This window comes from Tardiphaga sp. 841_E9_N1_2 (genome assembly GCF_051811065.1).
GTDB classification, from domain to species: domain Bacteria; phylum Pseudomonadota; class Alphaproteobacteria; order Rhizobiales; family Xanthobacteraceae; genus Tardiphaga; species Tardiphaga robiniae.
In genome coordinates this window covers 1,997,993-2,023,045 of the sequence record NZ_JBPWQC010000001.1, presented here as the reverse complement: position 1 = coordinate 2,023,045, position 25,053 = coordinate 1,997,993, and the positions used below count along the sequence as shown (strand labels likewise).

Sequence of the window (25,053 nt, the reverse complement as noted above, 5' to 3'; positions counted from 1 at the left end):
TGGCGCCGTCGCGCCATCGCATCTCCAAAATTTCAAAGAGCCACGCGCTCGCATTCTCGCGGCGCCAATGGCGTCCGAGTTTTGCGCATTCCTTCCCACCCTCTTGTGAGAGGGCGTGCGGAACGCCGGGTGCCCGTTGCACCCTTGGGCCTGATGCGATGCGGTCTTCCGCAATTGAGAGTGCATCAGGACTTTCGGAGGCGCCGAGCAACTGCCCGACGTTCCGCCTGCGGTGTTTTTTCGGTTGCTTGCACATCTGCCATGGCGAACGGTCCCATCACCAAAATTAATGTCCCAGGGCGGAGGGACAGGGTAGCCGCAAAGCACTTGGCCGAACGCGTTTCGATTTGGTCGTCCGTCACACTGTCCAGGGGTCTGTCCATCCGAAGGTCGGCCGTCTCCTTGCCAGTGGCAGTGCTGGCGCAGATCCGTCCTGCCCGAAGACAGACGTCCCCCATGAACCGCGTAACGCCGCATCTCCGGCGTCCACCGCATCCTGCCCCGCGAACGTGACGATCGCGATCGCCCCTCTCGGTGGGGCAGGACGGGTCGGAATATAAACCTGATGGGGATATTGTCAACGGAAGATAGGAAAAAATGTTTGCGCCACTGTGTGCCCCAACACGCGTCATTCCCCGGCAAACCAATTGGTTTGCCTGAGGGCGTGGCCGGCACTTGCCGGACGCGAACCTCAGCCACTCCGCTTGGAGTGGCGGGGAATCTCGGCATGTTCAGCAAAACACTTCGAGATTCCAGGCTCAGTCCGGTCCGCTTCGCGGTCCGTCCTGCCCCGGAATGACGAGCGTGGGTCGGGATTCCACTCCAAGTGGAGTGGCGGAGGTTCGCTCTCTGCCGGCTTCGCCGGCGACGCACGCCCCGGAATGACGAGGTGGACTACACCCCGATATTGTCGATCAGCCGCGTCTTGCCGATCCTTGCGGCCACCAGCAGTCGCACCGGGCCGTCTTTCATCGAGGTCATTGGCGCCAGTGACTCTGCATGGCGCGCCTCGAAGTAGTCGAGTGCGAAGCCCGCCGCGGTGATCATCGCGGCGCCACCGGCCATGGCGGCTTCAAGGTCGTCGCCAGCCTTCAGGCGCTTGGCGGTTTCCTTCATCGCGCGATACAGCACCGGCGCCGTGGCGCGGTCTTCCGGCGAGAGATAGACGTTGCGCGACGACATCGCGAGACCGTCGCGTTCGCGCACCGTGGTTGCACGGGTCACCTTGACGCCGAGATCGAGGTCCCGTGCCATGCGCGTCACGACCTTGAGCTGCTGGTAGTCCTTCTCACCGAAGAACGCCATGTCCGGCCGCACCTGCGTGAACAGCTTGCCGACGACTGTCGCGACGCCGCCGAAGAAATGCGGGCGGAAGCGATCTTCGAGGTCGGCGGTGGCCGGGCCTCCGGTCGTGATCTTCGTTGCGAAGCCTTCCGGATACATGACCTTGGCGTCGGGATTCCAGATCAGGTCGACGCCGGCTTCGGTGAGTTTGGCGACGTCGCTCTTCCAGGTCCGCGGATAGGAGCCGAAGTCCTCGGTCGGGGCGAACTGCGTTGGATTGACGAAAATCGATACCACGACCTTGCTGGTGCGGCGCTGGGCGAGGCGCACCAGGGAGACGTGGCCGTCATGCAGCGCTCCCATGGTCGGCACCAGGCCGATGGTCGCCTTGCGCGCGCGCAGGCCGTCGAGCGCCTTGCGGAGGGCGGGCAGGGTGCGGGCGACGATCGGGGTGCGGGGCATTGCGGCTCGTTCTTGTTGTTGGCTGCGGCGGGTGAGGGCGTGCGCGCCCTGCTTATCAAAGCTCGCGGGATCACCCAAGCCTCACGATACCGGGCTGGCGGGTGTCCTGATGCCGCAACCGGCCGCCGGGATTCATGATTAAGCGCGGCTGATCGCCCGCACAGCAGGATACCCCTGTATTTAGCTTGACCCTTGCCACGCCTCGCGATTTGAAGATGATCGAAGGATCGCGCGATGTTGATGCAAACCACCCAGGGCCAGTCCGGCACGGCGTATGTGATCGTGCTCGGCAATGAGAAGGGCGGGTCGGGCAAATCGACCACTGCGCTTCATATTGCCGTGGCGCTGCTGAAGGCCGGTCAGCGCGTCGCCACCATCGATCTCGACAGTCGCCAGCAGAGCTTCACGCGCTATATTGCCAACCGCGCAGCCTGGGCACAGAGCGCCGGACTTGCGCTGGAAGTGCCGACCCATAGCTGCGTCAAGCTCGGCGAGACGATGCAGATCGCCGACAACGAAGCCTTCGAACTCGATCAGTTCATGACCGCGGTGAGCGCGGTGGAACGTACCCACCATTTCATCGTCATCGACACGCCTGGCAGCGATACCTATCTGATGCGTCTGGCGCATTCGATGGCCGATACGCTGGTGACGCCGATCAATGACAGCTTCCTCGATTTCGACGTGCTCGGCGCCGTCGATGCTACAAGCTACAAGGTGACCGGCGAGAGCCACTATTCGAAGATGGCACGCGAAGCCCGGCGCAAGCGCCGCCAGCACGATGGCTCGACCACCGACTGGATCGTGGTGCGCAACCGGCTCTCGATGCTCGGCTCACACAACAAGATGCTGGTCGCCGGCGTCCTCGATCAACTTTCGCTGCAGCTCGGTTTCCGCGCCATCGACGGTCTCGCCGAGCGCGTGATGTATCGCGAGTTCTTTCCGCGTGGCCTGACGGCGCTCGACGATCTCAACGAAGCCACGCTCGGGCGACGCCCGAGCATGGGCCATGTCACGGCGCGCGAGGAAGTCATCGAACTGCTGCGCAAGTTGAAGTTGCCGCTCGATGAGCGTGGCCGTCGCCGCGCCGCCAACCGCGCCGAGTGGTTTGCCCAGGTCGACAAGCCGCTCGACGTTCACGACATCCTTGGCAACTGAGTCGCGTTCACGGTGCAAAGCCAGCGCTGCGCGTTCGGCAGGCTATGAACGATCCCGCACTCAACTTCACGCTGATACCACAGGTATCATTTTCTTTTACCGGGGAACGAGTCACCCGTTCGACAGTTGATTTGTCGTTGAAATCAGGGCGTTTTTGAAATTCCGATCCCTTGCGAAACTTGTTCAAAATCGCTCAATTCGACCGTGGCTTTCTTTAGCAACTGCACAAGAAACGGGTGCGGCGCACAATAACATGGCTCGGAATTCACAATATTTAGCCTTTCTGTCACCGGGCTGTGACATATATGCTGTTGAAGCAGCCGCTTGAGGCCATTCCGGCCCATAAGTGCTGTAGCCGGCTGAGACCTCTCTCTAGCTGGCCGATCAGGGACGAACATGAAACGCGGACTTCTCATTCTGCTTTCGGTTTGCGTGCTGACCACCGCCGCGTATTTCACCGCGTCGAAGTGGGCTATTCGGCATGAGACGCTGACGTTCTTCGACGCGTCGCGTAATCGTCCTGTGCAGGTCGACATCGCCGTTCGGCGCGACAAGGAAATGCAGGCCAATGCCGGCATGATCACTCTGCCGGTCGCGGTCCTCAATCACGGTAACACCGTCAAGTTCACCGAATACTCGTTCCTCGCGAACGTGTTTGCGGCGCGCGGCTATATGGCCGTCAGCATCCAACACGATCTCGATACCGACGCTCCGCTCGTGACCAAGGTCGGCGAGCTCTATGTCGGCCGTCTGCCGGTCTATGAGCGCGGCGTTCAGAACATCAAATACGCGGTGAAGGAGCTGAAGAAGATTCAGCCGAACTCCGACTACGATCATCTCACGCTGGTCGGTCATTCCAACGGCGGCGACATCTCGATGTTCTACGCCAAGGAATTCCCGGATGACGTCAAGAAGGTCGTGACGCTGGATAATCTGCGCGTGCCGTTCATGACCGATGGCAAATTCAAGATCCTGTCGTTCCGTTCGCACGATACGGTGTTCAAGCCGGATCCCGGTGTCGTGCCGGATGACGAGATCTGCGAAAAGGCCGGTATCACGGTCGTCAACACCGGCGCGCAGCACACCGACATGAGCGATCGCGGTCCGGAAACCCTGAAGACCAAGATTCAGGGGCTGCTCGACAAGTTCCTCGACGACGACAGCAAGCTGTCGCCGGTCACGGGCAAGCCGAAGATCATCGAGCAGCCTGCGCAGCAGAGCAATGCGGCTGACCCGAACAAGATCGCGCAGTATACGCCGAGCGTGAATTGAGTCCTTTGCTGCGCGGTTGACCGCGCGGCCTATGCTCGCCACATGAAGCTTGCAGCAAACGCGAGTTGTCATGTCCCGAGACCCCACCATTCCCACGTCCAAGACCGATACGCTGACCCAACCGTCGGCATCGGCCGACATCGCAGCATTTGTAGCGAAGGCGAAAGCCATGGCGCCGCATGCAGCGGGCGGGCGCGGGCGGCTGGTGTTTGCACTCGATGCCACCATGAGCCGGCAGCCGACCTGGGATATGGCCTGCACGCTGCAGGCCGACATGTTTCGCGAGGCGGCGTCGATCGGCAGTCTCGATATCCGTCTTGTCTATTTCCGTGGTCTCAGCGAGTGCCGCGCGACCGGCTGGATTTCGGACACCGCACAACTGGCGCGGCTGATGGGCAAGATCGCTTGCCAGGGCGGTCAGACCCAGATCGGCAAGGTGCTGTCGGAGACGCGGCGCGAGGCGGTGGCCTCCGGCGTACGCGCATTGGTGTTCGTGGGCGACGCCATGGAGGAGTCCGTTGACGAGCTCTGTGCGCGAGCCGGCGAGCTCGGCCTGCTGAAAGTGCCGGTCTTCATGTTCCAGGAAGGGCATGACCCGGCGGCCGAACAGGCCTTTCGCGAGATTGCCCGGCTGACCGGGGGCGCCTGGTGCCGGTTCGATCCGGGAGCCGCTGCGCAGCTCCGCGAATTGCTGCGCGCGGTAGCCGCCTATGCCGCGGGCGGACGGGAGGCACTGACACGGCTGGCGTCGTCGGCGCCGGGTGCGGCAAAGCTGCTCGGCCAGATGCGATAAACGGTCCGCAAAACCGTTTCGCGGAACGCGGCAACCGACTATCTATCCCTCATGCCTACTTTGATCGCTGGCGCGCTCGCCGTCTTCGTACTCTACATTCTGCTGCAGATGTTCCGCTCGGCCAACCCGGCGCTGCTGGCGCGCGGCATCAAGCTGGCTGGCGGCGTGCTGGCGCTGGCCGTTGCGGCCTTTACCGGCATCAAGGGTGAACTGGCGGTGGCGATCCCGCTGGGAATCTTCGGGGCGGGCCTGTTGGGCTGGGCGCCGTTCGGCACTGCGGGCTTCAGCAATATCGGCGGCATGTTCGGGGGCGGGACCAAATCGTCCGGCCAGACCTCGCAGGTCCGCTCGGCGTTTCTCGACATGACCCTCGATCATGACAGTGGCCAGCTCAGCGGACGGATCGTGGCCGGCCCTTATGCCGGTCAGTCGCTCGATGCTTTCGACCTGCCGCAACTGGCAGCGATGATGGCCGGCTTCGATGCGGAGAGCGTGGCGCTACTTGAAAGTTATCTTGACCGCCGGTTTCCCGCCTGGCGTCAGAACGCGCAGGGCGATACGGCAGGGCGGCACGACCGCGCGCCGTCTGGCAGTAAAATGACGGAAGAGGAGGCTTATCAGATCCTTGGCGTGAAGCCGGGTGCGACCCGCGACGAAATCAGCCGCGCGCACCGATCCCTCATGAAGAAACTGCATCCCGACCAGGGGGGCTCGACGTACCTGGCGGCCCGAGTCAACGAGGCCAAGGACACTCTGCTTCGCACGCATCGTAGCTAACTCCAGCACGCTTTTACGCTACAACTGCGAGCAGCTTCCGTTTCTCTGAGAACGCCCCATCGCCCGCCGTTGTCCGGCATGGTCGATCAATCCCCGTCTGTATTTTGTACTGGCTAAGTCTTGACGAGAAGTTGTCACCACGGGGATTTATGGTGACCAAAAGCAAAATGGCCGGGACAATGTCCCGGCCATTTGCGTATCCGACGGTATCAATCGATCAGTTCTTGATGGTGATGCAGGAGATCTCGGAACGCTTCAGCGTCTTGCAGACGGCTTCGGCTTTTTCGCGGTCGAGGCCGGCGAAGCGGGCGCGGTAGAGTTTCCTGTCGCCCTTGCCGACGACGGCTTCAGTGAACGGGTCGGCCTTGCCGAGCAGGCCGCGGGCCTGTTCACGCGCGGCGTCGAGGCGGATCCGTGCCTCGCTCTCGCTCTCCAGTGCACCGACCTGGATGATCCAGCCGGTGTGGATCGCGGCGGGTTTGATGGCGCCGCCCTGTTGTACCGTCTGCGGAGCGGGAGCCTGAGGGGCAGGCACGTTACGCGGGGCAGGGTCGGCATAGGCCATCTGGGTGCCGCCCTGAGCGCTTCCCTGGGCCGGCAAGACGCCTAGAAGCCCATTGCCGGTCCCGAAGCCTGCCGGCTGGCGCGGCATCTCCGAGCGGGCATAGAGCGAATTGGTGGTCTCGGGCGAGCGGGCCGTGGGCTCGGAGCGCGCCGTGATGGCATTGGCGGCGGCGGGAGGGGCGGGCTGCTCGCCGCCGGCGGAGGCCAGCTTGTACTGACCGGACTTGACCTGAACGGTACGGACCCGAACCGGCTTCATCGGCTCTGACGAGCCCGGAATGGTCGAGATGGGCTCGGATTGGATGACACCTGAATTCAGCGGGCCGGGCTCGGGCTTGCGGGGCTGCGGCATCGGCGCTGCCGGGGGCAGCGCTGCGGTAGCGGCGGCGAAGACGGACGGGCGCGCCGCGGGCGCAGCAGGACGAGCCGGGGGCTCGGAGACGGGTTCAGCGACGACCGGGGTTGCAGCAGCCACCTGAATGGCGCCGTTGACCTGTTTGGTTTCGGTCGGACGCGCCTGGGCCTCGGCTTCGGCGACCTCGGTCGCGGCTTCGGACGGATTGCGCTCGGTGATCGCGGCCACGGTGCGGCGGGTGGCGCCCTTGTCCAGGTTCTCGGCAAGCAGGTTACGCATCGCTGCGTCACGGGCGCCGCCGCTGCGGCCGCCAAGCACGACGCCGACCAGATGGCGGTTGCCGCGCTTCATCGACGAGACGAGGTTGAAGCCGGAGGCGCGGGTGTAGCCGGTCTTGATGCCGTCGACGCCTTCGACTGACCCGATCAGGCGGTTGTGGTTGCGGATGTTGCGGCCGCGATAATTGAACGAGGCGGTGGCAAAGTAGCGGTAGTAACGCGGGAAGCGATCCTGGATGGCGCGGCCAAGCACCGACTGGTCGCGCGCGGTGGTCACCTGCGCATCATCAGGGAGACCGGAGGCATTGCGATACACCGTGCGGCTCATGCCGAGCGCGCGGGCCTTCTTGGTCATCAGCTTGGCGAAATCGTCTTCGTCGCCGGCAATGGCTTCGGCGATGACAACGGCGGCGTCGTTGGCGGAGCGGGTCACCAGGGCCTTGATCGCGTCCTCGACGCGCAGCGTCTGACCAGGGCGCAGGCCTAGTTTGGTCGGAGCCTGCACGGAGGCGTGCTGCGAGACGTCCATTTCGCTGTCCAGCGTGAGCTTGCCGGATTCCAGCTTCTCGAACAGCATGTACAGCGTCATGATCTTGGTCAGCGACGCCGGATGGCGCGAACCGTCGGGATTGTTGGACGAGAGAACCGCACCGGAATTGCCATCGACGATGATCGACGAGAAAGCGGGATTGTAGCTCGAGACGCGCGCGACGTGGCTTCGCGATTTATGTCGGCGGCGGGCATCCGCACTGTCAGTCGTAAAGATGACTGCGATGCTGAGAGTTGCCAGCCCAAGAGCGCACACCCGCAAGGTGCGCGACGAAGCAAACGTTGTGCGAAGCATGGACTTCCCCGTCAGATCAGTCTCATTCCCCGGATCGTGAGGCTAAATTATGCCCAACAACCGGGGATGTGTCTCAGTTTTAAGCGTCAGCCTGAGCGGTTCTCTCGGCGGGATGGCAGAAGCATACGCGGCCATTCTGGCTAAGAGTATGTACTCATGCAGTTTTTGGGCTTTTTGGCCCCAACGCACCAATGCAAGAAATCAGGGTAGGTCCGGCGAGTTTCCAAAAGGTTAAGCAACCCTTGCCAGTTACCCGTGCATTTATTGCCAATGGTAAAAATTGTGCATCGCACAGGATTCTTGACGTCATTGTGCACCGCACGATAGATGGGCAGGTCAGATCAGACCGGGGTCCACCCGGCCGCGGCTGACCCGTCCAATCCGGGAAAGGATTTGCAGTGATCAAGGTCGAAGACATCCAGCAGTACGGCAAGGAGCAGTTCGAGAGTGCAGTCGCATCGGCGGCCACGCTTCAGAACGGTGCACAGGCTATCGCTGTCGCGGTTGGCGACTACACCAAGAAGTCGTTCGAGGACGGCAATGCCTTCGTGACCAAACTGTCCGGCGTGCAGTCGCTCGACAAGGTGCTCGAAGTGCAGACCGAATACGCCAAGTCGGCCTATGAATCCTTCGTCGCTGAATCGCACAAGATCAGCGAACTCTATGTCGATCTCGCCAAGCAGGCCTACAAGCCGTTCGAAGGCTTCGTCGCCAAGATGACCCCGGCGCGCTAAGCGATACGGTTTTGAAACCAAAACGCCCGGCCTGATGGCCGGGCGTTTTTGTTTGAAGGTGTCGCCGCCGCTTTACTTTGACACGCGCAATGCGTTGAGCGAGTTGCCGATTGCCTTGAAGGCGTCGGCGATGCCGGCGTTGGTGCTTGTAGGAAAGAAATTGCCGGGATCGGCGCAGGATTTCAGAACTGCGGACTCCGGATCGCCGCCCGTGTTGACCTGGATCGTATAGATCACGGTGTCCTGCTTGTTGGTCACCGGGTTCAGCTTTTTGATATTGGCACACAGTAACTTCTGTCGATCGTCAACCAGTGTCGACCAATTGGCGCCGTCACCGTACCATCGGTCCTTGGTATTCATGCCGTCCGACAAGATGATCAGTGCATCTGTGTATTTGTAGTTCGAATCCTTGGCCGGTGCCGGGAATGGATCGCTACCGATCTGCAAGGTGCGCCAGGCCCAGGCCATGCCGATCGGCTGGTTGGTGCCGCCATTCGCCGACAGGGCATCGATCTTGTCTGTCAGCGTCTTAACGTTGGCAGGACCATAAGCCGATGTCATCCCAAGAATGGCTGAGGGGCATGCATTGTACTGGTAGGCCGGATAACGTGCTGTGCCCGACGGGGCTTCGTTGGTGGTGTCGTAAGGCTGATCACGGTCAGTGACGCAGCCATTCCAGGCGTTCTTGTTGGAGCTCGCGTTCCAGGTTTGGCCAGCCGCTTGGCACTCGGCTTTGGTGTCGTAGTACGGATAGCTGCAGGATCCATATTCGTCCCATTTGAGCCAGGTCGCGTTCTTGTTCGACGCGCCGACATTGACCATCTGCGCAAACGGAATGATCGAGATATAGGTGTCCTCGGTCATGCGCGAGTTGGCGCTCAGCGTCTTGATGAGACCCGTTGCTGCGTCCTGCATCGCCTTCAATTTGCCGGTCCCCATACCCATCGAGCCGGTGACGTCGAGCGCCATGGCGACGCGCATGCGCGTCGAGCCCCAGGTCGTGGTCGAGCCGCTGCCGATCCCTAGTTGCGGGAGGCCGACCATCTTCATGAAATCGGTTGCGACGGCACCGGAGCCGTTGACCGTGACCGTGGAGCCGTCCTTGGTGTTGGTCGTGTAGCTCGCCGTCACCGTGATCTGGCCGGCATTCGTGTTGGTGTACAGCGCGTTGAAATAGGCCTTCGCCTTGTCGGTGACATCGGTCGCCGACATGGTCGGATTGGCGGACAGGTCCTTCGAAACCATCAAGGCTGCAGAGTCGAGCGCCGCTTGCATCGCCGAGCGGGCAGCGTTGGCCCGGGAGTAGTCGACGGCGGCGCCCACGAAGCCGAGCAGGGGCACCAGAGCGACGGCGAAGGTCATCGCGATATTGCCGCCGTCGTGGCGTGTAAATCGGGATGCGATGCGCTTCGCCTGGCTTGAAATCGATTGAATAAACATCGTGACCGCCAATGGTGAGTTTCTGGAGGTCATTTCGGGGGCGGCGGCTGAACAGGTGGTAAAGGCGTCCTCAGAAAATCGGTAAAAGGCCAACTATTGGCGTGCCGCTGCGTCAGCGCCCGGTATTATCGTGAACGACGGTTAAATGGCTCGTTTGCTTATCCGGTCAAATCGAGCACGATCGGTTAACCCTGACCGGACCGGGGGCCATCAGGCGGGGCGCGGCGAGCCATTCCAGGTGCTTGCAGTGTGCTTGCGAGAACGGCCACAGGAACCCATATTGGCTCCATCGGTCCTGAAACGGACAGCGTCGCACCCATGCGGCGACCCGGGGCGCCTCTGTGCCCGAGGCGTCCGGCAGCACGTCGTGGCTGGGGACGCTGTCAATTCGGGGCTGGCCAATATCGGCTAGGGACTTTTATACAGGCGCTATGTTCCAGAAACCTTCGAAATTCATGCCTGACGGCATCCTGATGCCTGTGGCCGGCGCCCTCGACGATCGCCGCCGGCGGCCGCGTGGCATGGCAGAGGACGACAACCGGTCCAATGCGCCCGGTGGGCCGGCCACCTCGGTCATCACCAAGGTCAAACCCAAGACCAAGCGTCCCAACCTGTATCGCGTGCTGATCCTCAACGACGATTACACGCCGATGGAATTCGTCGTCCACGTGCTAGAAAAGTTCTTCCAGAAGGACGCCGAGGCGGCGACGCAGATCATGCTCCACGTTCATCATCACGGGATCGGGGAATGCGGCGTTTTCACCTATGAGATCGCCGAAACCAAAGTGACGCAGGTGATGGATTTTGCGCGCAAGCACCAGCACCCTTTGCAATGCGTGATGGAAAAGAAGTAGCCTCGCGTGAATTCCCGGAAACTGGGAACGGGTCTTGCATTGAACTGATGTGAGTCGAACGCGGTCGTTCGGCTGCGTCAACAGCGCATGTGACAATGCGCTGGAATGAACAGACGTGCTCTGCGGACGCGTCACAACAAGCAGCGGGAACCAGCCTTTCACCACGATCAGACATCACTATATGTGAGAAAGGTTCTTGTTGCCTGACCCGGCAACGACGATCATGATGGTGGGGGCCAACGAGGACGCGGAATGCCAACTTTTTCTCAAAGCCTTGAACAATCGCTGCATCGGGCGCTCTCGATTGCGAACGAGCGGCACCACCAATATGCGACGCTGGAGCATCTCCTGCTGTCGCTGGTGGATGACAGCGACGCCGCGGCGGTGATGCGGGCGTGCAGCGTCGATCTCGACAAGCTGCGCGGCAGTCTGGTCAATTATCTCGAAACCGAATTCGAAAACCTGGTGACGGATGGCGCAGATGACGCCAAGCCGACCGCCGGTTTCCAGCGCGTGATCCAGCGCGCCGTCATTCATGTGCAGTCGTCGGGTCGCGAAGAAGTGACCGGCGCCAATGTGCTGATCGCGATCTTCGCCGAGCGCGAAAGCCATGCCGCGTATTTCCTGCAGGAGCAGGACATGACGCGCTATGATGCAGTGAATTACATCAGCCACGGCATTGCCAAACGGCCGGGCGTTTCCGAGGCGCGGCCGGTGCGCGGCGTTGACGAGGAGACCGAGACCAAGAACGGCGACGACGCCAAGAAGAAGGGCGAGGCGCTCGACACCTATTGCGTCAACCTCAACAAGAAGGCGCGTGACGGCAAGATCGATCCGGTGATCGGGCGTACGGCCGAGATCAACCGTGCGATCCAGGTTCTGTGCCGCCGTCAGAAGAACAATCCGCTGTTCGTCGGCGAAGCCGGCGTCGGCAAGACGGCGATCGCCGAAGGTCTGGCCAAGCGCATCGTGGACAGCGACGTGCCGGAAGTGTTGTCGGCGGCCACCGTGTTCTCGCTGGACATGGGCACGCTGCTGGCCGGGACGCGCTATCGCGGTGACTTCGAAGAACGCCTGAAGCAGGTGCTCAAGGAACTCGAAGCGCATCCGAATGCGATCCTGTTCATCGACGAAATCCACACGGTGATCGGCGCCGGCGCCACCTCGGGCGGCGCGATGGATGCTTCGAATCTGCTCAAGCCCGCGCTGGCTTCGGGTGCGATCCGTTGCATGGGCTCGACCACCTACAAGGAATATCGCCAGCACTTCGAGAAGGATCGCGCATTGGTGCGCCGGTTCCAGAAGATCGACGTCAACGAACCTACCGTTGAAGATGCGATCTCGATCCTGAAGGGCCTCAAGCCGTATTTCGAGGATTACCACAAGCTCAAATACACCAACGAGGCCATCGAGGCTGCGGTGCAGCTCTCGTCGCGCTACATCCACGACCGCAAGCTGCCGGACAAGGCGATCGATGTGATCGACGAGTCGGGTGCGGCGCAGATGCTGGTGGCCGAGAGCAAGCGCAAGAAGACCATTGGCATCAAGGAAATCGAGACCACGATCGCGACCATGGCGCGGATCCCGCCCAAGAGCGTGTCGAAGGACGATGCCGAGGTGCTGCGGCATCTTGAGTCGACTTTGAAGCGGGTGGTGTTCGGACAGGACAAGGCGATCGAGGCCTTGGCGGCATCGATCAAGCTGGCGCGTGCCGGCTTGCGCGAGCCGGAGAAGCCGATTGGCAGCTACCTGTTCTCGGGCCCCACCGGCGTCGGCAAGACCGAAGTGGCGAAGCAGCTGGCGTCGTCGCTGGGTGTCGAGCTTATTCGGTTCGACATGTCCGAATATATGGAGCGGCACACCGTGTCGCGCCTGATCGGCGCGCCTCCCGGCTATGTCGGCTTCGATCAGGGTGGTCTGCTCACCGATGGCGTGGACCAGCATCCGCATTGCGTGGTGCTGCTCGACGAAATCGAGAAGGCGCATCCGGATCTGTACAATGTGCTGCTGCAGGTGATGGATCACGGCCGGCTGACCGACCATAACGGCAAGCAGGTCTCGTTCCGCAACGTGATCCTGATCATGACGACCAATGCCGGCGCTGCCGACATGGCGCGTGCGGCCTTCGGCTTTACCCGCGGCAAGCGGGAAGGCGAGGATCAGGAGGCGATCAACCGGCAGTTCGCGCCGGAATTCCGCAATCGCCTCGATGCGGTGGTGTCCTTCGCACATCTGAATTCGGATGTGATCGGCATGGTGGTGGAGAAGTTCGTGCTGCAGCTGGAAGCCCAGCTCGCAGATCGCGACGTCACCATCGAACTGTCCGATCCCGCCAAGGCCTGGCTGATCCAGCACGGCTATGACGAGCAGATGGGTGCGCGCCCGATGGGCCGCGTGATCCAGGAGCACATCAAGAAGCCGCTGGCCGACGAACTGCTGTTCGGCAAGCTCAAGAATGGCGGCCATGTCCGCGTCATCCTGAAGAAGGACGAGGCGGTGCTCGGTGTCGAGCAGGAAAGCATCGGCTTCGAATTCGTCGACGGTCCCGTGACGCCGAAGCCGGAGAAGCTGCCGGCGAAGCGCGGCGCCGCCAAGAAGCCGAAGTCGGGTAAGGGCTCGGGTTCGGCCAAGGGACCGCTGGAGAAGGCGTAAGCCATCGGGCGATTGAACAAATGAAAACGGCCGGTGAGAAATCACCGGCCGTTTTTGTTTTGGGGGATACGCTCTCTGTCCTCATGGTGAGGAGGCGCCTCTTCGGCGCCGTCTCGAACCATGAATGCATATGCACCCATCCTTCGAGACGCGCGCAAGCGCGCTCCTCAGGATGAGGGCTGAGTTTGCGGTTTTGTTATTTGGCCAAACGCCTTACTGCCCCAGCAGTTTCTGAATCTGCTTTTGCAATTCGCGCTTTTTCTTCTCGCTCTTGCGCAGGCGCTCTTCGATGTCGGAGCTTTCCTTGCTCTCCACCGGCGGATCGGTGAAGGCGACGCCGACGATGTTGTCGCGCCACCAGACGATCCTGGCGAGGAACGAACGGCCCTTTCGCGCGATGTTGAGCGTCAGCTCATCCTTTGGCAGTCGCGCGCCGCTTCCAAATTCGATGCGGGCGCCGTCTTCGGAAATGTCGCGCACGACACATTCCTTGGCCTTCTGGTCCTTGGACGCGACGGCACCGTAGATCACCTTGTCCCTGACGTTCTTGCGCCGCTCGTCCATGTCCTGATGCCCCCTGAGGTTACAGGCGGGGACTGTACGCAGTTCCATCCGGCGGGGAAGGCTCTCGCGCGGATTGAGCGGATTTAACGTAAACCAAAGTTAAGGGCGATCGCCGAAAGACGGGGTGATCGGCCTCAGGACGGGCTCAGGCCGCCGTCTCGCGCAATCCCCGGGCGATGTCCTTCTGCTTGTCGAACTCGGCCCGGCGGCGCGCCAGTTCCTCGGCGCTGAGCAGGGCGACATTGTTGTAGTCGCGCTTCCAGACCGCGTCCCTGGCCCAGCGCTGCGGCGACTGCAGGGTGGTCTGCGGACCCACGGCGGATTCCAGCAGGCGCAGCGCCAATTCCAGGGTTTGCGCCTGCGAGGCCTTGTCATGCGGCTTGCCGGCGGAATTGCCGAGCGGGAAGTCGCTGAACAGGAAACGGGGCACGGCAGCGTGTTCGACGATGTCCTTGGCGCAGCCCGCTACCACAGTGGAGATGCCGTTGGCCTCCAGTTCGCGGGCGACGAGACTGATGGTCTGGTGGCAGACTGGGCAATTCGGCACCAGGACGGCGACATCAACACCATCGGCTTTGGCGCGCTTGACGATCTCCGGCGCGTCGGTCTCAAGGGTCACGCGGTGGCTGCGATTGGTCGGCGCGCCATAGAAGCGCGGCGCGACACTGCCGATGCGGCCCGACGCCGCGAGTGCGCGTAGCGCTGGCAGGGGAAACCAGGTGCCGCTGTCGTCCGCCGTCGTGTGCACGCGATCATAGGCAATGTGCGAGATGCGCAGGTCATGATCGACCGACGTATCGCCGTCATAGACCTGATAGAACTTGGCGCCGCCGTTATAGAGCGCGCCCGGACCCTGATCGCCCTTGGCGGGATCGAAGGGGGCTGCGGTGGTGACGATGGCGACGCGCGACTGCGCCAGCGGCTTCTTCAGCGGCTGGAACGGCGCGTCGACGTGATGGGCCCAGCGATAGGGAACGTCATAGCCGATCGCCTGATAATAGGCGCGGGTGCGGGCCATATACTGGATCGGAACATCGTCGTCGCTGGCAAAGCCGGATGTGTCGTCGCGCGCGTCGGCCATTGTTTGCACTCCCGCTTTTGCCGTCTTTCATTCATAGCTAGCTGCTGGGGTTCCGCTGTCAAGGCGCGGGGAATCCGCGCGGGATCAGGCATGGCGTTCGGAAGCATCATCGGCCGGATAATTTGCCTCGCGGCGCTGTTGCTTGCGCCGGTCGCGGGCGCTCGCGCCGAAGAGCTCCCGGTCAGCGAATTGGCGAAGCCCGGCGCGGACCGGATGTTGCCGATGGCGGCGCCGTCGAAGCCAAATCTGACACGTGACAGTGACGCACGCGAGTCGATGTGTCTGATGATCGAGTCTGCAGCGCGCGCCAATGACTTGCCGCTGGAGTTCTTCGCCCGTGTGATCTGGCAGGAAAGCCGGTTTCAGCCCGATGCCGTGGGTCCCGTGACGCGCAATGGCCAGCGCGCGCAGGGCATCGCGCAATTCATGCCGGGCACGGCCAATGAGCGGCGTCTGCTCGATCCGTTCGATCCGGTGCAGGCGCTGCCGAAATCGGCGGAGTTTCTCAGTGATCTGCGCAACCAGTTCGGCAATCTCGGCCTTGCAGCTGCGGCCTATAATGCAGGACCGCGCCGTGTGCAGGACTGGCTCGACGGCAAGGGATACATGCCCGGCGAGACCCGCAACTACGTCTCCGCGATCACCGGGGCGACGGTCGAGGACTGGCAGGCTGCGGGCCGCAACGGCAAGACGCCGCCGCGTGCCGCGACGTCGAGCTGCCGTGAATTGATGGCACTCCTGCAGCGCGCGCCCAATCCCTTCGTCACGCAACTGGAAGCGCGCGTGAAGCTCGGCGAAGCACGGCCATGGGGTGTGCAACTGGCGGCAGGCTTCAATCGTGACCGTGCTCTGATGTCCTATGCGCGTGTGATGTTGCGCTTGCGCACGGTGGTCGGCGAACGCGATCCCAACCTGCTGAGTTCGCTGTTCCGAAGCCGCGGCACGCGAACCTTCTATCAGGTGAGGATCGGGACCGACACGCGTGACGAGGCCAACGATCTCTGCGGCAAGATCCGCCGGGCCGGGCAAGGCTGTCTGGTGCTGCGCAATGGCAGAGCGTGACTGCTGGCACCCCATGCATTGGCGCCTCTTGACGCCGGCGGCTTTCGGCAGCCTATGACAGGCCGGATCAACCAAGAAGAAACAAACCCACGTGTCGCTTCCTGCACTGGATTCACCGAGATGGCAGGGCAGTGCGGCGGCCTTCCTTTACGGCATGCGGTCGATCACTACGACCATCCTGACGCTGGTACTGTTCGCGACCTATATCGGCATCGGCGCGCTGGCTCATGACACGCATTTCAGCCTGTTCTGGGCGCTGGCCAGCACATTGTTCGTCTGGGCCGGTCCCGCACAGATTATTCTTCTCGTCGCGCTCGGCTCCGGCGCCACGGTGATCCAGGCGGCGCTCGCGGTCACCGTGAGTGCGATCCGTTTGTTTCCCATGGTGGTGTCGGTGCTGCCGATGCTGTGCATGCCGGACACGAAGAAGCGGCAACTGATCCTGCCATCGCATTTCATCGCAGTGACGCTGTGGGTCGAGTGTTTCCGGTTGATGCCGCTGGTCCCGCGCGAGCGGCGCATCGCCTTCGTCAACGGGCTCGGCCTCGGACTTGTGTTGTCTTCGCTGACCGCGACCTTCATCGGCTATCACCTCGCGGCCAACCTGCCGCCGCTGTTCGGCGCAGCGATCCTTTTGCTGACGCCGCTGGCATTTCTGCTGTCGACGGCGCGCAACTGCAAGCAGCTCGCCGATATCGTGGCGCTCGTGCTCGGTCTCGCGCTGTTTCCTGTCGTGTCGCTCTTCAACACCGGTGTCGACATTCTGATATCAGGCGTCTCGGCCGGGACGATCGCCTATGGCGTACATCGCTGGAGGCGGCGATGAGCGACTTCATCGGCGACTGGCACGCGCTCCTTGTGCTGCTGCTGGCGGGTTTCCTGCCCAATGAAGTCTGGCGCATGCTCGGCCTGTGGCTCGGCGGCGGCGTCGACGAAGAGTCCGAAATATTGGTCTGGGTGAGGGCGGTGGCCACCGCGATCCTCGCCGGCGTCATCGCGCAAATCCTGGTCGTGCCGCCCGGTGCACTCGCGAGCGTTCCGCCGCCGTTGCGTTATGGCGCGGTCGCTGTCGGCCTCGTCGTCTTCGTCGCTTTCCGGCGCTCGATCTTTCTCGGCGTCGCATGCGGGGAGCTTGTAATGGTCACCGGCAAATACATCCTCGGTTGATAGACGACAGCGTCAGGCTGTAGCGGCCTTGTACGACCGCGTGAACGCGATAGTCTCCGCTCAACTTAAAAATAGGGGTTGGGAGCCGATATGAGATTGCGCGCAAGTTCTGCCTTGATAACCGGCATCGTTATCGCTGCGCTGGGTTTTGCCGCGCCGCTCGCCCGTGCGGCGGAATATCCGACGCGTACGATCAAGCTCGTGGTGCCTTATGCAGCCGGCGGGCCGACCGACGTGCTCGCGCGTCTCGTGGCGGATTATCTTGGCCGCGACCTCAAGCAAGCGACGATCGTCGAGAACAAGCCGGGCGCGCAGGGCGCCATCGCCGCCGAAATGGTGACGCGTGCAGAGCCCGATGGCTACACGCTGTTTGTCACGGCCGCGTCCATCATGGTGCTCAATCCGCTGCTCTACAAAAAGCTGTCCTACGATCCGCAGAAAGATCTGCGGATGCTGACGGTGGTGACCGATCTGCCCGTCGTGATGGAAGTGCATCTGTCCGTGCCGGCCAAGACGGTGAAGGAATTCGTGGCCTACGCGAAGGCCAATCCGGGCAAGCTGAATTTCGGCTCGGCCGGCACCGGCGGCACGATTCACCTGGCTGGCGAGATGTTCAAGCAGATCGCCGGCGTCGAGATGACCCATGTGCCGTACAAGGGTGCGGGACCGGCACTGACCGATCTCCTCTCCGGCAATATCCAGGTGATGTTCGATACGCTCTCCACCGCGCTGCCGCCGGTGAAGGCCGGGTTGCTGCGGCCGCTCGGCGTCAGTTCGAAAGAACGCAGTCCCGATCTGCCTGACGTGCCGACCGTCATCGAGAGCGGATATCCGGATTATCAGGTCGGCGTCTGGTTCGGTCTGGCGGGATCGTCGAAATTGTCGGATGATGTCGTGAAGACCGTGATGGCCAGCATGGATCGGGCCCTGAACGACAATACATTCCGCGCATCGCTGGAAAAGATCGGCTTCCCGGTGCTGCGACCGAAGACGGTCAAGGAGATCAACGAATTCGTTGACGAAGACCGGGCACGGTGGTCGAAGGTGATCAAGGCGCAGAACATCTCGCTGGATTGATCGGCAGGATGCAAGAACGGTGACCAATGGTTGGTGAAAGTGAAATCCGCGCCGGCGAACTCGCCGTCGATGCACCGAAGCCGAACCATGCGGGTCTCGTCTATATCGGGCGCATCCGCACGCCCTGGACGTCGCGGCTGGAAACGCCGCGGCAGGGCCGCCATGACGGCCCGGTGTGCCGGCTCGAGATCTTCGAGCCATGGGTGCCGGGGCTGAAGGACCTCGATCTCTACAAGCATCTCGAAGTGATCTACTGGTTGCACCTGTCGCGCCGCGACCTGGTGCTGCAGAGCCCCAAGAACGACGGCAATGCGCGTGGCATTTTCTCGCTGCGGACGCCGGTGCGACCGAACCCGCTCGGCACGTCCATGGTCAAGCTGGTGGGGATCGAAGGAGCGACCGTGCTGGTGCGCGGGCTCGACTGTCTCGACGAGACGCCGCTGCTGGACGTGAAGCCTGATCGCTGCGAGTTCACACCGCTGGCGCCGCCGCAGCCGGGGGACTTTCAGACGGAGTAGTTTCCCTCGCCCCGCTTGCGGGGAGAGGGTGGATCGAACGCACGGAGTGCGTTCGAAGCCTTCGCTATCGCTCAGGCTTCGACCTCTCCCCGCAAGCGGGGCGAGGTAAGACAGGCGACGATCTACCCAACCGCCGCCAATGCCGCGATCAGTTTCGTCGCGTTGTCCTCCAGCACTTTCGGGTCTTCCTTGCGCGATGCCGGCGGCAGCAGGCCGACATTGTCGTGGCGCGGCATCACATGCATGTGCAGGTGAAACACCACCTGGCCGCCGGCCGCTTCCGAATATTGCGCGACGGTCATGCCGTCGGCCTTGAAGGCCTGTTTGCAGGCAGCGGCGATCTTGTGGGCGGCGCGGATCACATGGGCGTAGTCGTCAGGCGTGATGTCGAAGATGTTGCGCGCGGGCGCCTTGGGGATCACCAGCGTATGGCCGGGGGAGCGCGGCATGATGTCCAGGAACGCCAGCACGTGGTCGTTCTCATAGACCTTGTAGCAGGGGAATTCGCCGCGCAGGATCTTGGCGAAGATGTTGTTGGGGTCATACGCGGTCATGGAATCCTCCGGAGAATTTCGGCGCAAATTTGGGCGACTGTCGCCGCCAGAGGGGAGCCGGTCAAGACGGCTTAATCCTGCTCGTCGCCCTTCCTGAACGGGCCGGCTTCGGTCAATTCGCGGACAGCCTCCGCGACATATTCGCGCTCGCGCTGAAGATATTCGCCGACGGCCTGACGCAGTCCGCGATCGGCGATGTAATGCGCCGAATAGGTGGTCTGTGGCAGATAGCCCCGTGCGATCTTGTGTTCGCCCTGGGCGCCGGCCTCAACGGTCTTCAACCCGCGGCGAATGGCGAAGTCGATGGCCTGATAGTAGCAGACCTCGAAATGCAGGAACGGGTGATGCTCGATGGCGCCCCAGTGGCGGCCGAACAGTGTGTCCGAACCAATGAAGTTGATGGCGCCGGCGATCCACTTGCCGTCGCGCCTGGCCATGATCAGCGCGACGTCATTGCTCATGCTCTCGGCGATCAGCGCATAAAACTCGCGTGTCAGATAGGGGCGTCCCCATTTGCGCGAACCGGTCTCCATGTAGAAGGCGAAGAACGCGTCCCAGGCATCCTCGGTGATCTCGCTGCCGGTGAGGGGATGGATGGTGATGCCATTGGCCAGCGCATCGCGGCGCTCGCGCTTGATCGCCTTGCGATGGCGCGAATTCAGCGTTGCCAGGAAATCGTCGAAGGTGCTGTAGCCATCATTGCGGAAATGAAACTGCTGGTCTGTCCGCTGCAGGAAGCCGCGTGCGGCGAGAAATTGCCATTCGCTCTCGCGCGCGAAAGTGACATGGACGGACGATGCATCGGTGGCCTCGCAGAGACCGACGAGGCCGCCGGCCAGCGCCGCGCCGACGCGTTCCACATCGACGCCGTCGCGGATCAGCAGGCGGGGACCGGTGGCGGGCGTGAACGGAACCGAGGCCTGCAGCTTCGGGTAATATTGCCCGCCGGCGCGCTCATAGGCATCGGCCCAGCCGCGGTCAAACACGTATTCGCCCTGCGAGTGCGATTTCAGATAGCAGGGCACGACACCGACGATGCGGCCATCACTCTTGGCGATCAGATGGCGCGGTCCCCAGCCGGTGCGGGCGCAGGCCGAATTCGACTTCTCGACGGCCGTGAAAAAGGCATGGGACACGAACGGGTTGTAATTGGCTTTCGAGGCGCAACCATTGGCCGCTGGGGCCAGCGTATCGAGGCTCTCAATGCCACCGAGATCGGCATGGCCGGTGGCACAGGCGTCCCAATCCGTGGCCGGGATCTGGCTGATGGACGCCACTGCTTCGAGCGTAATTTCCGATGACGTCATCAATCACTTGAACCGGTCATATGCGATCAACCGTCGCGGTGACCGCTCCTAAGATTGTGCATCGCGCGGGACAGTTCAAGGGTAACGTCCGGGCGCGTAGGATGGGTAGAGCGGAGGCGCATCGCGCCGGAGCGAAACCCATCACTCGCGGGGGAAAGCGATGGGTTTCGCTGCGCTCTACCCATCCTACGCGCTTGTGGCTACGGCACAAAGCCTTCGAACGTCATCTGGTCGGCATAGCGGGCGGTGATGGCGCGCTGTTCCGGCGTGCGCACGGTCCAGGTCAGGAGCGCGCAGCCGAACAGGTTGCGGGCGATCCAGGGCGCCGGGGCCGGCAGTTCCTTGACCCAGTAGGAGACGAAATGCGGCCGGGTGCGGAAGGCATGGCGGAGATGGCGCATGCCGTCGCGCTGGGCCTGCGTCAGTGTCAGCCATTCGCCGTCGTCATAGGTGCGCTGGGCGGTGATGCCGCGCGGGATCCCGGGGGCGATCTCGCGCATCGCGAGAACCTGATCGGGATCGAACGACATCCAGGCAACCGGCCCGCGATAGGTTTTCAGAATCTCGGCGACGCGGGCGACCAGTTTGCGATCACCATCGAAGTGGCTCTTGATCTCGATCACGAGCCCGACGCGGCCGTCGATCAGTGCAAGCAGATCGCCGAGCGACATCATGCGCTCGGGTGTGTCCTTGAAGGCAATTTGCTTGAGTTCGGTGGAGGTCTTCGCGAGCAGGGGGCCGGAGCCCTCGGTCAGGCGGCCGAGTTCATCGTCATGATGCACCATCGCCTCGCCATCGGCGGTGAGTTGCACATCGGTCTCGATGCTGAAATTGCCTGATATGGCGGCGTGCATGGCGCCGGGCATGTTCTCGATAATGCCGCGGGTGCGATCATGCAGGCCACGATGCGCGACCGGCCGGGCGATAAGCCAGTCAGGTGCGCGCATCGGGATTGTCCTGCATCAGAGCGTTTTCAAGCGAAGTGGATACCGGTTCGCGTGAAGAAAACGCGTCAAAACGAAAAGCTAGATGACTTCGAACACGGCGTCGATCTCGACCGCGCAATCGGCGGGCAGCGAGGCGACGCCGACAGCGGCGCGGGAATGCCGGCCCTTGTCGCCGAAGGCCGCGACCATCAGGTCTGATGCGCCATTGATGATCTTCGGCGCGTCGATGAAATCCGGCGTCGAATTGACGAAGCCGCCGAGACGGACGACGCGGGCCACCTTGTCGAGATCGCCGAGCGCAGCCTTGACCTGGGCCAGGATGTTGATGGCGCAGCCGCGCGCCGCATTGACGCCCTGTTCGAGCGTGACGCCGGCGCCGAGCTTGCCCTTGGCGATCAGCTGGCCGTCGGCGCCCATGCAGATCTGACCGGAGACGAACAGCAGATTGCCCGTGCGGACGAAGCCGACATAGTTCGCTACGGGGCTCACCGGCTCGTGAAGCTTGACCCCCAGATCCGCAAGTTTCTGCTCGACCGTTCCTGCCATCGTGATTCCCCAAACAATTGATGATGTGCCTGAACAAAAGTCCCCAAAGGGTTCAGGCACCGTCTGTTTCACCCATACCGCGTCGCCGCGCAAGTGACGATCCGGCGACACCGGGTCGCCGCCGCAACTGTGCGGATTTGGCAAGATTCGCTGCAGAATATGGCATTTCCGCAGTGCGAATCCGGCGTGGCCGTAGTTGCGACGCAATAGGACGCTCTCTATTGTTGTAGTTCCAGAATCCAGGGAAAACCCATGCGCCGCATTTCCTCCGTTTCGCGCCTCCAGGCCGCTTCGCTGGCACTGACCATTGCGACCTTCGTAGCGCCGGTGTCGGCATTCGCGGCTCCGCCTGCTGCGGGCACGCCGTTCGTGGCGCACCAGGCGCTGTATGAGCTGAAGCTGTTGAAGTCGCGGGGCAATGCCAGCGTCAACAGCGCCAGCGGCCGCATCCTCTATAATTTTACCGGCAGTGCCTGCGAAGGCTACACGTCGGACTTCCGTCAGGTCTCGGAGCTGAACAGCGGCGAGGACAAGACCACGCTGAGCGACCTGCGCTCCACCAGCTGGGAAGCCGGCGACGGCAAGAGTTATCGGTTCAAGATCGACACCCGCATGAATGATGGCGATGCCAGCGCCGTCGACGGCATGGCGGAGCGCGAGGGCGACCACGTCACCGTCAAGCTCAAGCAGCCGGTGGCGAAGACCTTCACGCTGGAGGGCTCCACGGTGTTTCCGACCGAGCAGATCCATCGCATCATTGCCGCCGCACGCGACGGCAAGTCGGTGCTGGAACTGAATGTCTACGACGGTTCGGATACCGGCGAGAAGGTCTACAGCACGCTCACGGTGATCGGGCAGGCGATCCCCGGCGACCGCAAGGTGAGCGAACCCGATCCTTCGACGGGCGATGACGGGATGAAGAAGCTGACGCGCTGGCCGGTCACCGTCAGCTATTACGACAAGTCGGCCAAATCCTCCGACGGCGGCGAGCAGACGCCGGTCTATGCGATGTCGTTTGAACTCTATGAGAACGGTGTCTCGCGGTCGCTGATGCTGGACTACAATGACTTCGTCATCGGCGGCGCCATGAGCAAGTTCAATGTGAAGGACAGCAAGCCTTGTAAGTGAGGGATGCCCCTCGCCCCGGGCGAAGCTTTGCTTTGCAAGGCGGGGAGAGGGTGGCGCGGACGAAGTCCGCGACGGGTGAGGGGGACTCTCCGAGAGCTGAGCAGGTGGAGAGTCCCCCTCACCCGACTTCCACGCGCTTCGCGCGTTTCAGTCGACCTCTCCCCGCAAGCGGGGAGAGGTGAAGTTCGTCACTCCGCTCTCGACAGCCGCATGCTGTCCAGCAAACGCAGCCCGCCGCCGCTTTCACTCTTCAGCAGCTTCTTCACCGCGCTCGATGCCGCGATCTCGTAATGGTCGGCATAGGCTTCGTGGTTCTTCTCGATATCGTCGAGACGATACAGATAGTTCACCATCAGACTGGCGGATTCGCGCAGGCCCTTCGCCGACGTATCGCCGAGCCAGTCGATGCGCTCGAGCCGTGCGCCGTTGCCGAGATGGAAGCGGGCAACGGAATCGATCGGACCGCCGCGCGGGCTCTTGGCTCTCAGGAAGTAATGCGCGGCGAGCTGCTCCATCACCGGTTTGAGCTGCGCCGTCAGCGCTGTGTCGTTGACCCATAGCGGATCGGCGAGCATATCGACCAGCGCCTTATCCTCGTTGGACAGGTTGAGGTCATCGGCCTTCTTGAGCCACTTCATGAAACCCGGCACCGGTGACAGCGTCACGAACGTATCGAGCTTCGGCAATTCGCGGCGCAGTTCCTCGACCACCTGCTTGATCAGGAAATTGCCGAAGGAAATGCCGCCGAGACCGCGCTGGCAGTTGGAGATCGAATAGAACACGGCGGTGCGTGCGCGCTCGATCGGCACCGGCTGGCGATCGACCGCGAGCAGCGGCGCGATGGCGCCCGGAATGGTTTCGGTGAGCGCAACCTCGACGAAGATCAGCGGTTCATCGACAAGGGCAGGGTGGAAGAACGCATAGCAGCGGCGATCCACGGGATCGATGCGGCGGCGCAGATCGTCCCAGTCGTGGATCTCATGCACCGCTTCATATTTGATGACTTTTTCGAGCACATTGGCGGGCGTGGACCAGTCGATCTTGCGCAGCACCAGAAATCCCCTGTTGAACCAGGATGCCAAGAGATGAACGACGTCGCGATCGACGGCGTTGAGGTCTTTGTTACCATTCTTCAGATCGAGAAGATCTTCACGCATCTTCACGAGTTCGCTGGTCGCGTTCGGCGCGCGGTTCAGCCGGCGAAACAGTTCCTGCCGCTGCGGCTCGGATGCGAAATGCAATTCGCCGGAGACGTCGCCGGTCGGCTTGGCACGCCATGCTTCGATGGCCTTTTCAAGCTTGTCACGATCGGGACCGTAATTCTGTGCGAGGTTTTCGAAGAAGGTGAGGCGGCCGGCCTCGTCGAGACTCTTGTAGCGATCGAGCACGCCGCGCGCGAGGACCGTGCCGGACGCTTCGCCGCGTCCTGACAACAGCTCCGCACAGAGTTCGATCAAATCCGATGCGTTCTGTTTGGGATCGACAGATGCGGGACCGAGCCGCAGCAGAGTGCGTCCGCGTTCCGAGATGGATGCGAGGAGGTCGGAGAAGAAGGAGTCATTGCTCATGGTGAATCAATTCCCGGGCTGGCAGTTCAACCAGTCTGCTTCAATATAGCCCATAGCGAGGCATATT

At 62.3% G+C, this 25,053-nt stretch carries 23 protein-coding genes; 13 read left to right on the top strand and 10 right to left on the bottom strand.

All coding sequences use genetic code 11. The features are described 5' to 3' along the window. Positions 1-894: 894 nt before the first annotated feature. Positions 895-1,746, bottom strand: coding sequence for a pantoate--beta-alanine ligase (gene panC / locus AB8A50_RS09715; RefSeq protein WP_439077534.1), 852 nt, complete (start codon positions 1,744-1,746; stop codon positions 895-897). Positions 1,747-1,980: 234 nt separating this feature from the next. Between panC and AB8A50_RS09710 the strand changes: the two genes are divergently transcribed. The 4 genes from AB8A50_RS09710 (at position 1,981) to AB8A50_RS09695 (ending at position 5,746) form a co-directional block, all read left to right on the top strand. After that, on the top strand, positions 1,981-2,904 hold the full coding sequence (locus AB8A50_RS09710) for a division plane positioning ATPase MipZ (protein ID WP_439077533.1): 924 nt from the start codon (positions 1,981-1,983) through the stop codon (positions 2,902-2,904). A gap of 396 nt (positions 2,905-3,300) precedes the next feature. After that, on the top strand, positions 3,301-4,176 hold the full coding sequence (locus tag AB8A50_RS09705; RefSeq protein ID WP_093761275.1) for an alpha/beta fold hydrolase: 876 nt from the start codon (positions 3,301-3,303) through the stop codon (positions 4,174-4,176). Between the two features lie 70 nt (positions 4,177-4,246). Continuing rightward, the gene (locus AB8A50_RS09700) at positions 4,247-4,969 is read left to right on the top strand and encodes a VWA domain-containing protein (protein ID WP_439077532.1); all 723 of its coding nucleotides are present in this window, start codon (positions 4,247-4,249) and stop codon (positions 4,967-4,969) included. A gap of 51 nt (positions 4,970-5,020) precedes the next feature. Beyond that, complete coding sequence (locus tag AB8A50_RS09695; protein ID WP_439077531.1) at positions 5,021-5,746, top strand: DnaJ domain-containing protein; 726 nt, start codon at positions 5,021-5,023, stop codon at positions 5,744-5,746. 217 nt (positions 5,747-5,963) lie between these two features. Here AB8A50_RS09695 and AB8A50_RS09690 read toward each other — a convergent pair whose 3' ends face one another. After that, positions 5,964-7,787, bottom strand: coding sequence for a serine hydrolase (locus AB8A50_RS09690; protein ID WP_439077530.1), 1,824 nt, complete (start codon positions 7,785-7,787; stop codon positions 5,964-5,966). 398 nt (positions 7,788-8,185) lie between these two features. On the opposite strand from AB8A50_RS09690, the gene AB8A50_RS09685 reads away from it, so the two are divergent. After that, a complete protein-coding gene (locus tag AB8A50_RS09685) occupies positions 8,186-8,521 on the top strand; it encodes a phasin family protein (protein ID WP_068734393.1) in 336 nt (111 codons plus the stop codon). 72 nt (positions 8,522-8,593) lie between these two features. Here AB8A50_RS09685 and AB8A50_RS09680 read toward each other — a convergent pair whose 3' ends face one another. Beyond that, positions 8,594-9,961, bottom strand: a complete 1,368-nt coding sequence (locus AB8A50_RS09680; protein WP_439077529.1) for a TadE/TadG family type IV pilus assembly protein — start codon at positions 9,959-9,961, stop codon at positions 8,594-8,596. Positions 9,962-10,482: 521 nt separating this feature from the next. Between AB8A50_RS09680 and clpS the strand changes: the two genes are divergently transcribed. Further along, positions 10,483-10,815: an ATP-dependent Clp protease adapter ClpS gene (clpS, locus tag AB8A50_RS09675; RefSeq protein ID WP_068734422.1), complete on the top strand. Its 333-nt coding sequence runs from the start codon at positions 10,483-10,485 to the stop codon at positions 10,813-10,815. 252 nt (positions 10,816-11,067) lie between these two features. Continuing rightward, entirely contained in the window at positions 11,068-13,467 is a 2,400-nt protein-coding gene (gene clpA, locus AB8A50_RS09670; RefSeq protein ID WP_089263729.1) for an ATP-dependent Clp protease ATP-binding subunit ClpA, read from the top strand. A 213-nt stretch (positions 13,468-13,680) separates the two neighbouring features. Here clpA and AB8A50_RS09665 read toward each other — a convergent pair whose 3' ends face one another. After that, positions 13,681-14,031, bottom strand: coding sequence for a PilZ domain-containing protein (locus AB8A50_RS09665; RefSeq protein WP_068734400.1), 351 nt, complete (start codon positions 14,029-14,031; stop codon positions 13,681-13,683). Positions 14,032-14,176: 145 nt separating this feature from the next. Next, positions 14,177-15,112 carry a glycine/sarcosine/betaine reductase selenoprotein B family protein gene (locus AB8A50_RS09660; protein WP_439077528.1) on the bottom strand — a complete coding sequence of 312 codons (936 nt, stop codon included), beginning with the start codon at positions 15,110-15,112 and terminating at the stop codon, positions 14,177-14,179. A 90-nt stretch (positions 15,113-15,202) separates the two neighbouring features. On the opposite strand from AB8A50_RS09660, the gene AB8A50_RS09655 reads away from it, so the two are divergent. The 5 genes from AB8A50_RS09655 (at position 15,203) to tsaA (ending at position 18,936) form a co-directional block, all read left to right on the top strand. Continuing rightward, a complete protein-coding gene (locus tag AB8A50_RS09655; protein WP_439077527.1) occupies positions 15,203-16,174 on the top strand; it encodes a transglycosylase SLT domain-containing protein in 972 nt (323 codons plus the stop codon). Positions 16,175-16,265: 91 nt separating this feature from the next. Then, the gene (locus AB8A50_RS09650; protein WP_439077526.1) at positions 16,266-17,000 is read left to right on the top strand and encodes an AzlC family ABC transporter permease; all 735 of its coding nucleotides are present in this window, start codon (positions 16,266-16,268) and stop codon (positions 16,998-17,000) included. Next, positions 16,997-17,341, top strand: coding sequence for an AzlD domain-containing protein (locus AB8A50_RS09645; RefSeq protein ID WP_439077525.1), 345 nt, complete (start codon positions 16,997-16,999; stop codon positions 17,339-17,341). The genes AB8A50_RS09650 and AB8A50_RS09645 overlap by 4 nt, the downstream gene beginning before the upstream one ends. A gap of 90 nt (positions 17,342-17,431) precedes the next feature. Next, positions 17,432-18,418 carry a Bug family tripartite tricarboxylate transporter substrate binding protein gene (locus AB8A50_RS09640; protein ID WP_439077524.1) on the top strand — a complete coding sequence of 329 codons (987 nt, stop codon included), beginning with the start codon at positions 17,432-17,434 and terminating at the stop codon, positions 18,416-18,418. A 26-nt stretch (positions 18,419-18,444) separates the two neighbouring features. After that, a complete protein-coding gene (gene tsaA, locus AB8A50_RS09635; protein WP_439077523.1) occupies positions 18,445-18,936 on the top strand; it encodes a tRNA (N6-threonylcarbamoyladenosine(37)-N6)-methyltransferase TrmO in 492 nt (163 codons plus the stop codon). Positions 18,937-19,058: 122 nt separating this feature from the next. On the opposite strand, the gene AB8A50_RS09630 is transcribed toward tsaA, so the two are convergent. From AB8A50_RS09630 to AB8A50_RS09615, 4 genes are all read right to left on the bottom strand, one after another. Then, positions 19,059-19,490, bottom strand: a complete 432-nt coding sequence (locus AB8A50_RS09630; protein ID WP_184517779.1) for an HIT family protein — start codon at positions 19,488-19,490, stop codon at positions 19,059-19,061. 71 nt (positions 19,491-19,561) lie between these two features. After that, the gene (locus AB8A50_RS09625) at positions 19,562-20,797 is read right to left on the bottom strand and encodes a GNAT family N-acetyltransferase (protein ID WP_176454523.1); all 1,236 of its coding nucleotides are present in this window, start codon (positions 20,795-20,797) and stop codon (positions 19,562-19,564) included. Between the two features lie 200 nt (positions 20,798-20,997). After that, positions 20,998-21,744, bottom strand: coding sequence for a glycerophosphodiester phosphodiesterase (locus AB8A50_RS09620; protein WP_439077522.1), 747 nt, complete (start codon positions 21,742-21,744; stop codon positions 20,998-21,000). A 78-nt stretch (positions 21,745-21,822) separates the two neighbouring features. Further along, positions 21,823-22,290: a RidA family protein gene (locus AB8A50_RS09615; protein ID WP_089263740.1), complete on the bottom strand. Its 468-nt coding sequence runs from the start codon at positions 22,288-22,290 to the stop codon at positions 21,823-21,825. 252 nt (positions 22,291-22,542) lie between these two features. On the opposite strand from AB8A50_RS09615, the gene AB8A50_RS09610 reads away from it, so the two are divergent. Then, positions 22,543-23,418 carry a cell envelope integrity EipB family protein gene (locus tag AB8A50_RS09610; protein WP_439077521.1) on the top strand — a complete coding sequence of 292 codons (876 nt, stop codon included), beginning with the start codon at positions 22,543-22,545 and terminating at the stop codon, positions 23,416-23,418. 188 nt (positions 23,419-23,606) lie between these two features. Here AB8A50_RS09610 and AB8A50_RS09605 read toward each other — a convergent pair whose 3' ends face one another. Further along, positions 23,607-24,986 carry a malonyl-CoA decarboxylase gene (locus tag AB8A50_RS09605; RefSeq protein WP_439077520.1) on the bottom strand — a complete coding sequence of 460 codons (1,380 nt, stop codon included), beginning with the start codon at positions 24,984-24,986 and terminating at the stop codon, positions 23,607-23,609. Between the last annotated feature and the right edge of the window lie 67 nt (positions 24,987-25,053).

Bases quoted from the DNA above. Each gene is read 5' to 3' on its own strand.
- AB8A50_RS09695 (WP_439077531.1), top strand. From the start codon at position 5,021: ATGCCTACTTTGATCGCTGGCGCGCTCGCCGTCTTCGTACTCTACATT.
- AB8A50_RS09710 (WP_439077533.1), top strand. From the start codon at position 1,981: ATGTTGATGCAAACCACCCAGGGCCAGTCCGGCACGGCGTATGTGATC.
- AB8A50_RS09610 (WP_439077521.1), top strand. From the start codon at position 22,543: ATGCGCCGCATTTCCTCCGTTTCGCGCCTCCAGGCCGCTTCGCTGGCA.
- AB8A50_RS09615 (WP_089263740.1), bottom strand. From the start codon at position 22,290: ATGGCAGGAACGGTCGAGCAGAAACTTGCGGATCTGGGGGTCAAGCTT.
- AB8A50_RS09665 (WP_068734400.1), bottom strand. From the start codon at position 14,031: ATGGACGAGCGGCGCAAGAACGTCAGGGACAAGGTGATCTACGGTGCC.
- AB8A50_RS09625 (WP_176454523.1), bottom strand. From the start codon at position 20,797: ATGACGTCATCGGAAATTACGCTCGAAGCAGTGGCGTCCATCAGCCAG.
- AB8A50_RS09700 (WP_439077532.1), top strand. From the start codon at position 4,247: ATGTCCCGAGACCCCACCATTCCCACGTCCAAGACCGATACGCTGACC.
- AB8A50_RS09655 (WP_439077527.1), top strand. From the start codon at position 15,203: ATGGCGTTCGGAAGCATCATCGGCCGGATAATTTGCCTCGCGGCGCTG.
- AB8A50_RS09605 (WP_439077520.1), bottom strand. From the start codon at position 24,986: ATGAGCAATGACTCCTTCTTCTCCGACCTCCTCGCATCCATCTCGGAA.
- AB8A50_RS09640 (WP_439077524.1), top strand. From the start codon at position 17,432: ATGAGATTGCGCGCAAGTTCTGCCTTGATAACCGGCATCGTTATCGCT.
- AB8A50_RS09630 (WP_184517779.1), bottom strand. From the start codon at position 19,490: ATGACCGCGTATGACCCCAACAACATCTTCGCCAAGATCCTGCGCGGC.
- AB8A50_RS09620 (WP_439077522.1), bottom strand. From the start codon at position 21,744: ATGCGCGCACCTGACTGGCTTATCGCCCGGCCGGTCGCGCATCGTGGC.
- clpS (WP_068734422.1), top strand. From the start codon at position 10,483: ATGGCAGAGGACGACAACCGGTCCAATGCGCCCGGTGGGCCGGCCACC.
- AB8A50_RS09660 (WP_439077528.1), bottom strand. From the start codon at position 15,112: ATGGCCGACGCGCGCGACGACACATCCGGCTTTGCCAGCGACGACGAT.
- tsaA (WP_439077523.1), top strand. From the start codon at position 18,445: ATGGTTGGTGAAAGTGAAATCCGCGCCGGCGAACTCGCCGTCGATGCA.
- AB8A50_RS09705 (WP_093761275.1), top strand. From the start codon at position 3,301: ATGAAACGCGGACTTCTCATTCTGCTTTCGGTTTGCGTGCTGACCACC.
- AB8A50_RS09680 (WP_439077529.1), bottom strand. From the start codon at position 9,961: ATGTTTATTCAATCGATTTCAAGCCAGGCGAAGCGCATCGCATCCCGA.
- clpA (WP_089263729.1), top strand. From the start codon at position 11,068: ATGCCAACTTTTTCTCAAAGCCTTGAACAATCGCTGCATCGGGCGCTC.
- panC (WP_439077534.1), bottom strand. From the start codon at position 1,746: ATGCCCCGCACCCCGATCGTCGCCCGCACCCTGCCCGCCCTCCGCAAG.
- AB8A50_RS09690 (WP_439077530.1), bottom strand. From the start codon at position 7,787: ATGCTTCGCACAACGTTTGCTTCGTCGCGCACCTTGCGGGTGTGCGCT.
- AB8A50_RS09645 (WP_439077525.1), top strand. From the start codon at position 16,997: ATGAGCGACTTCATCGGCGACTGGCACGCGCTCCTTGTGCTGCTGCTG.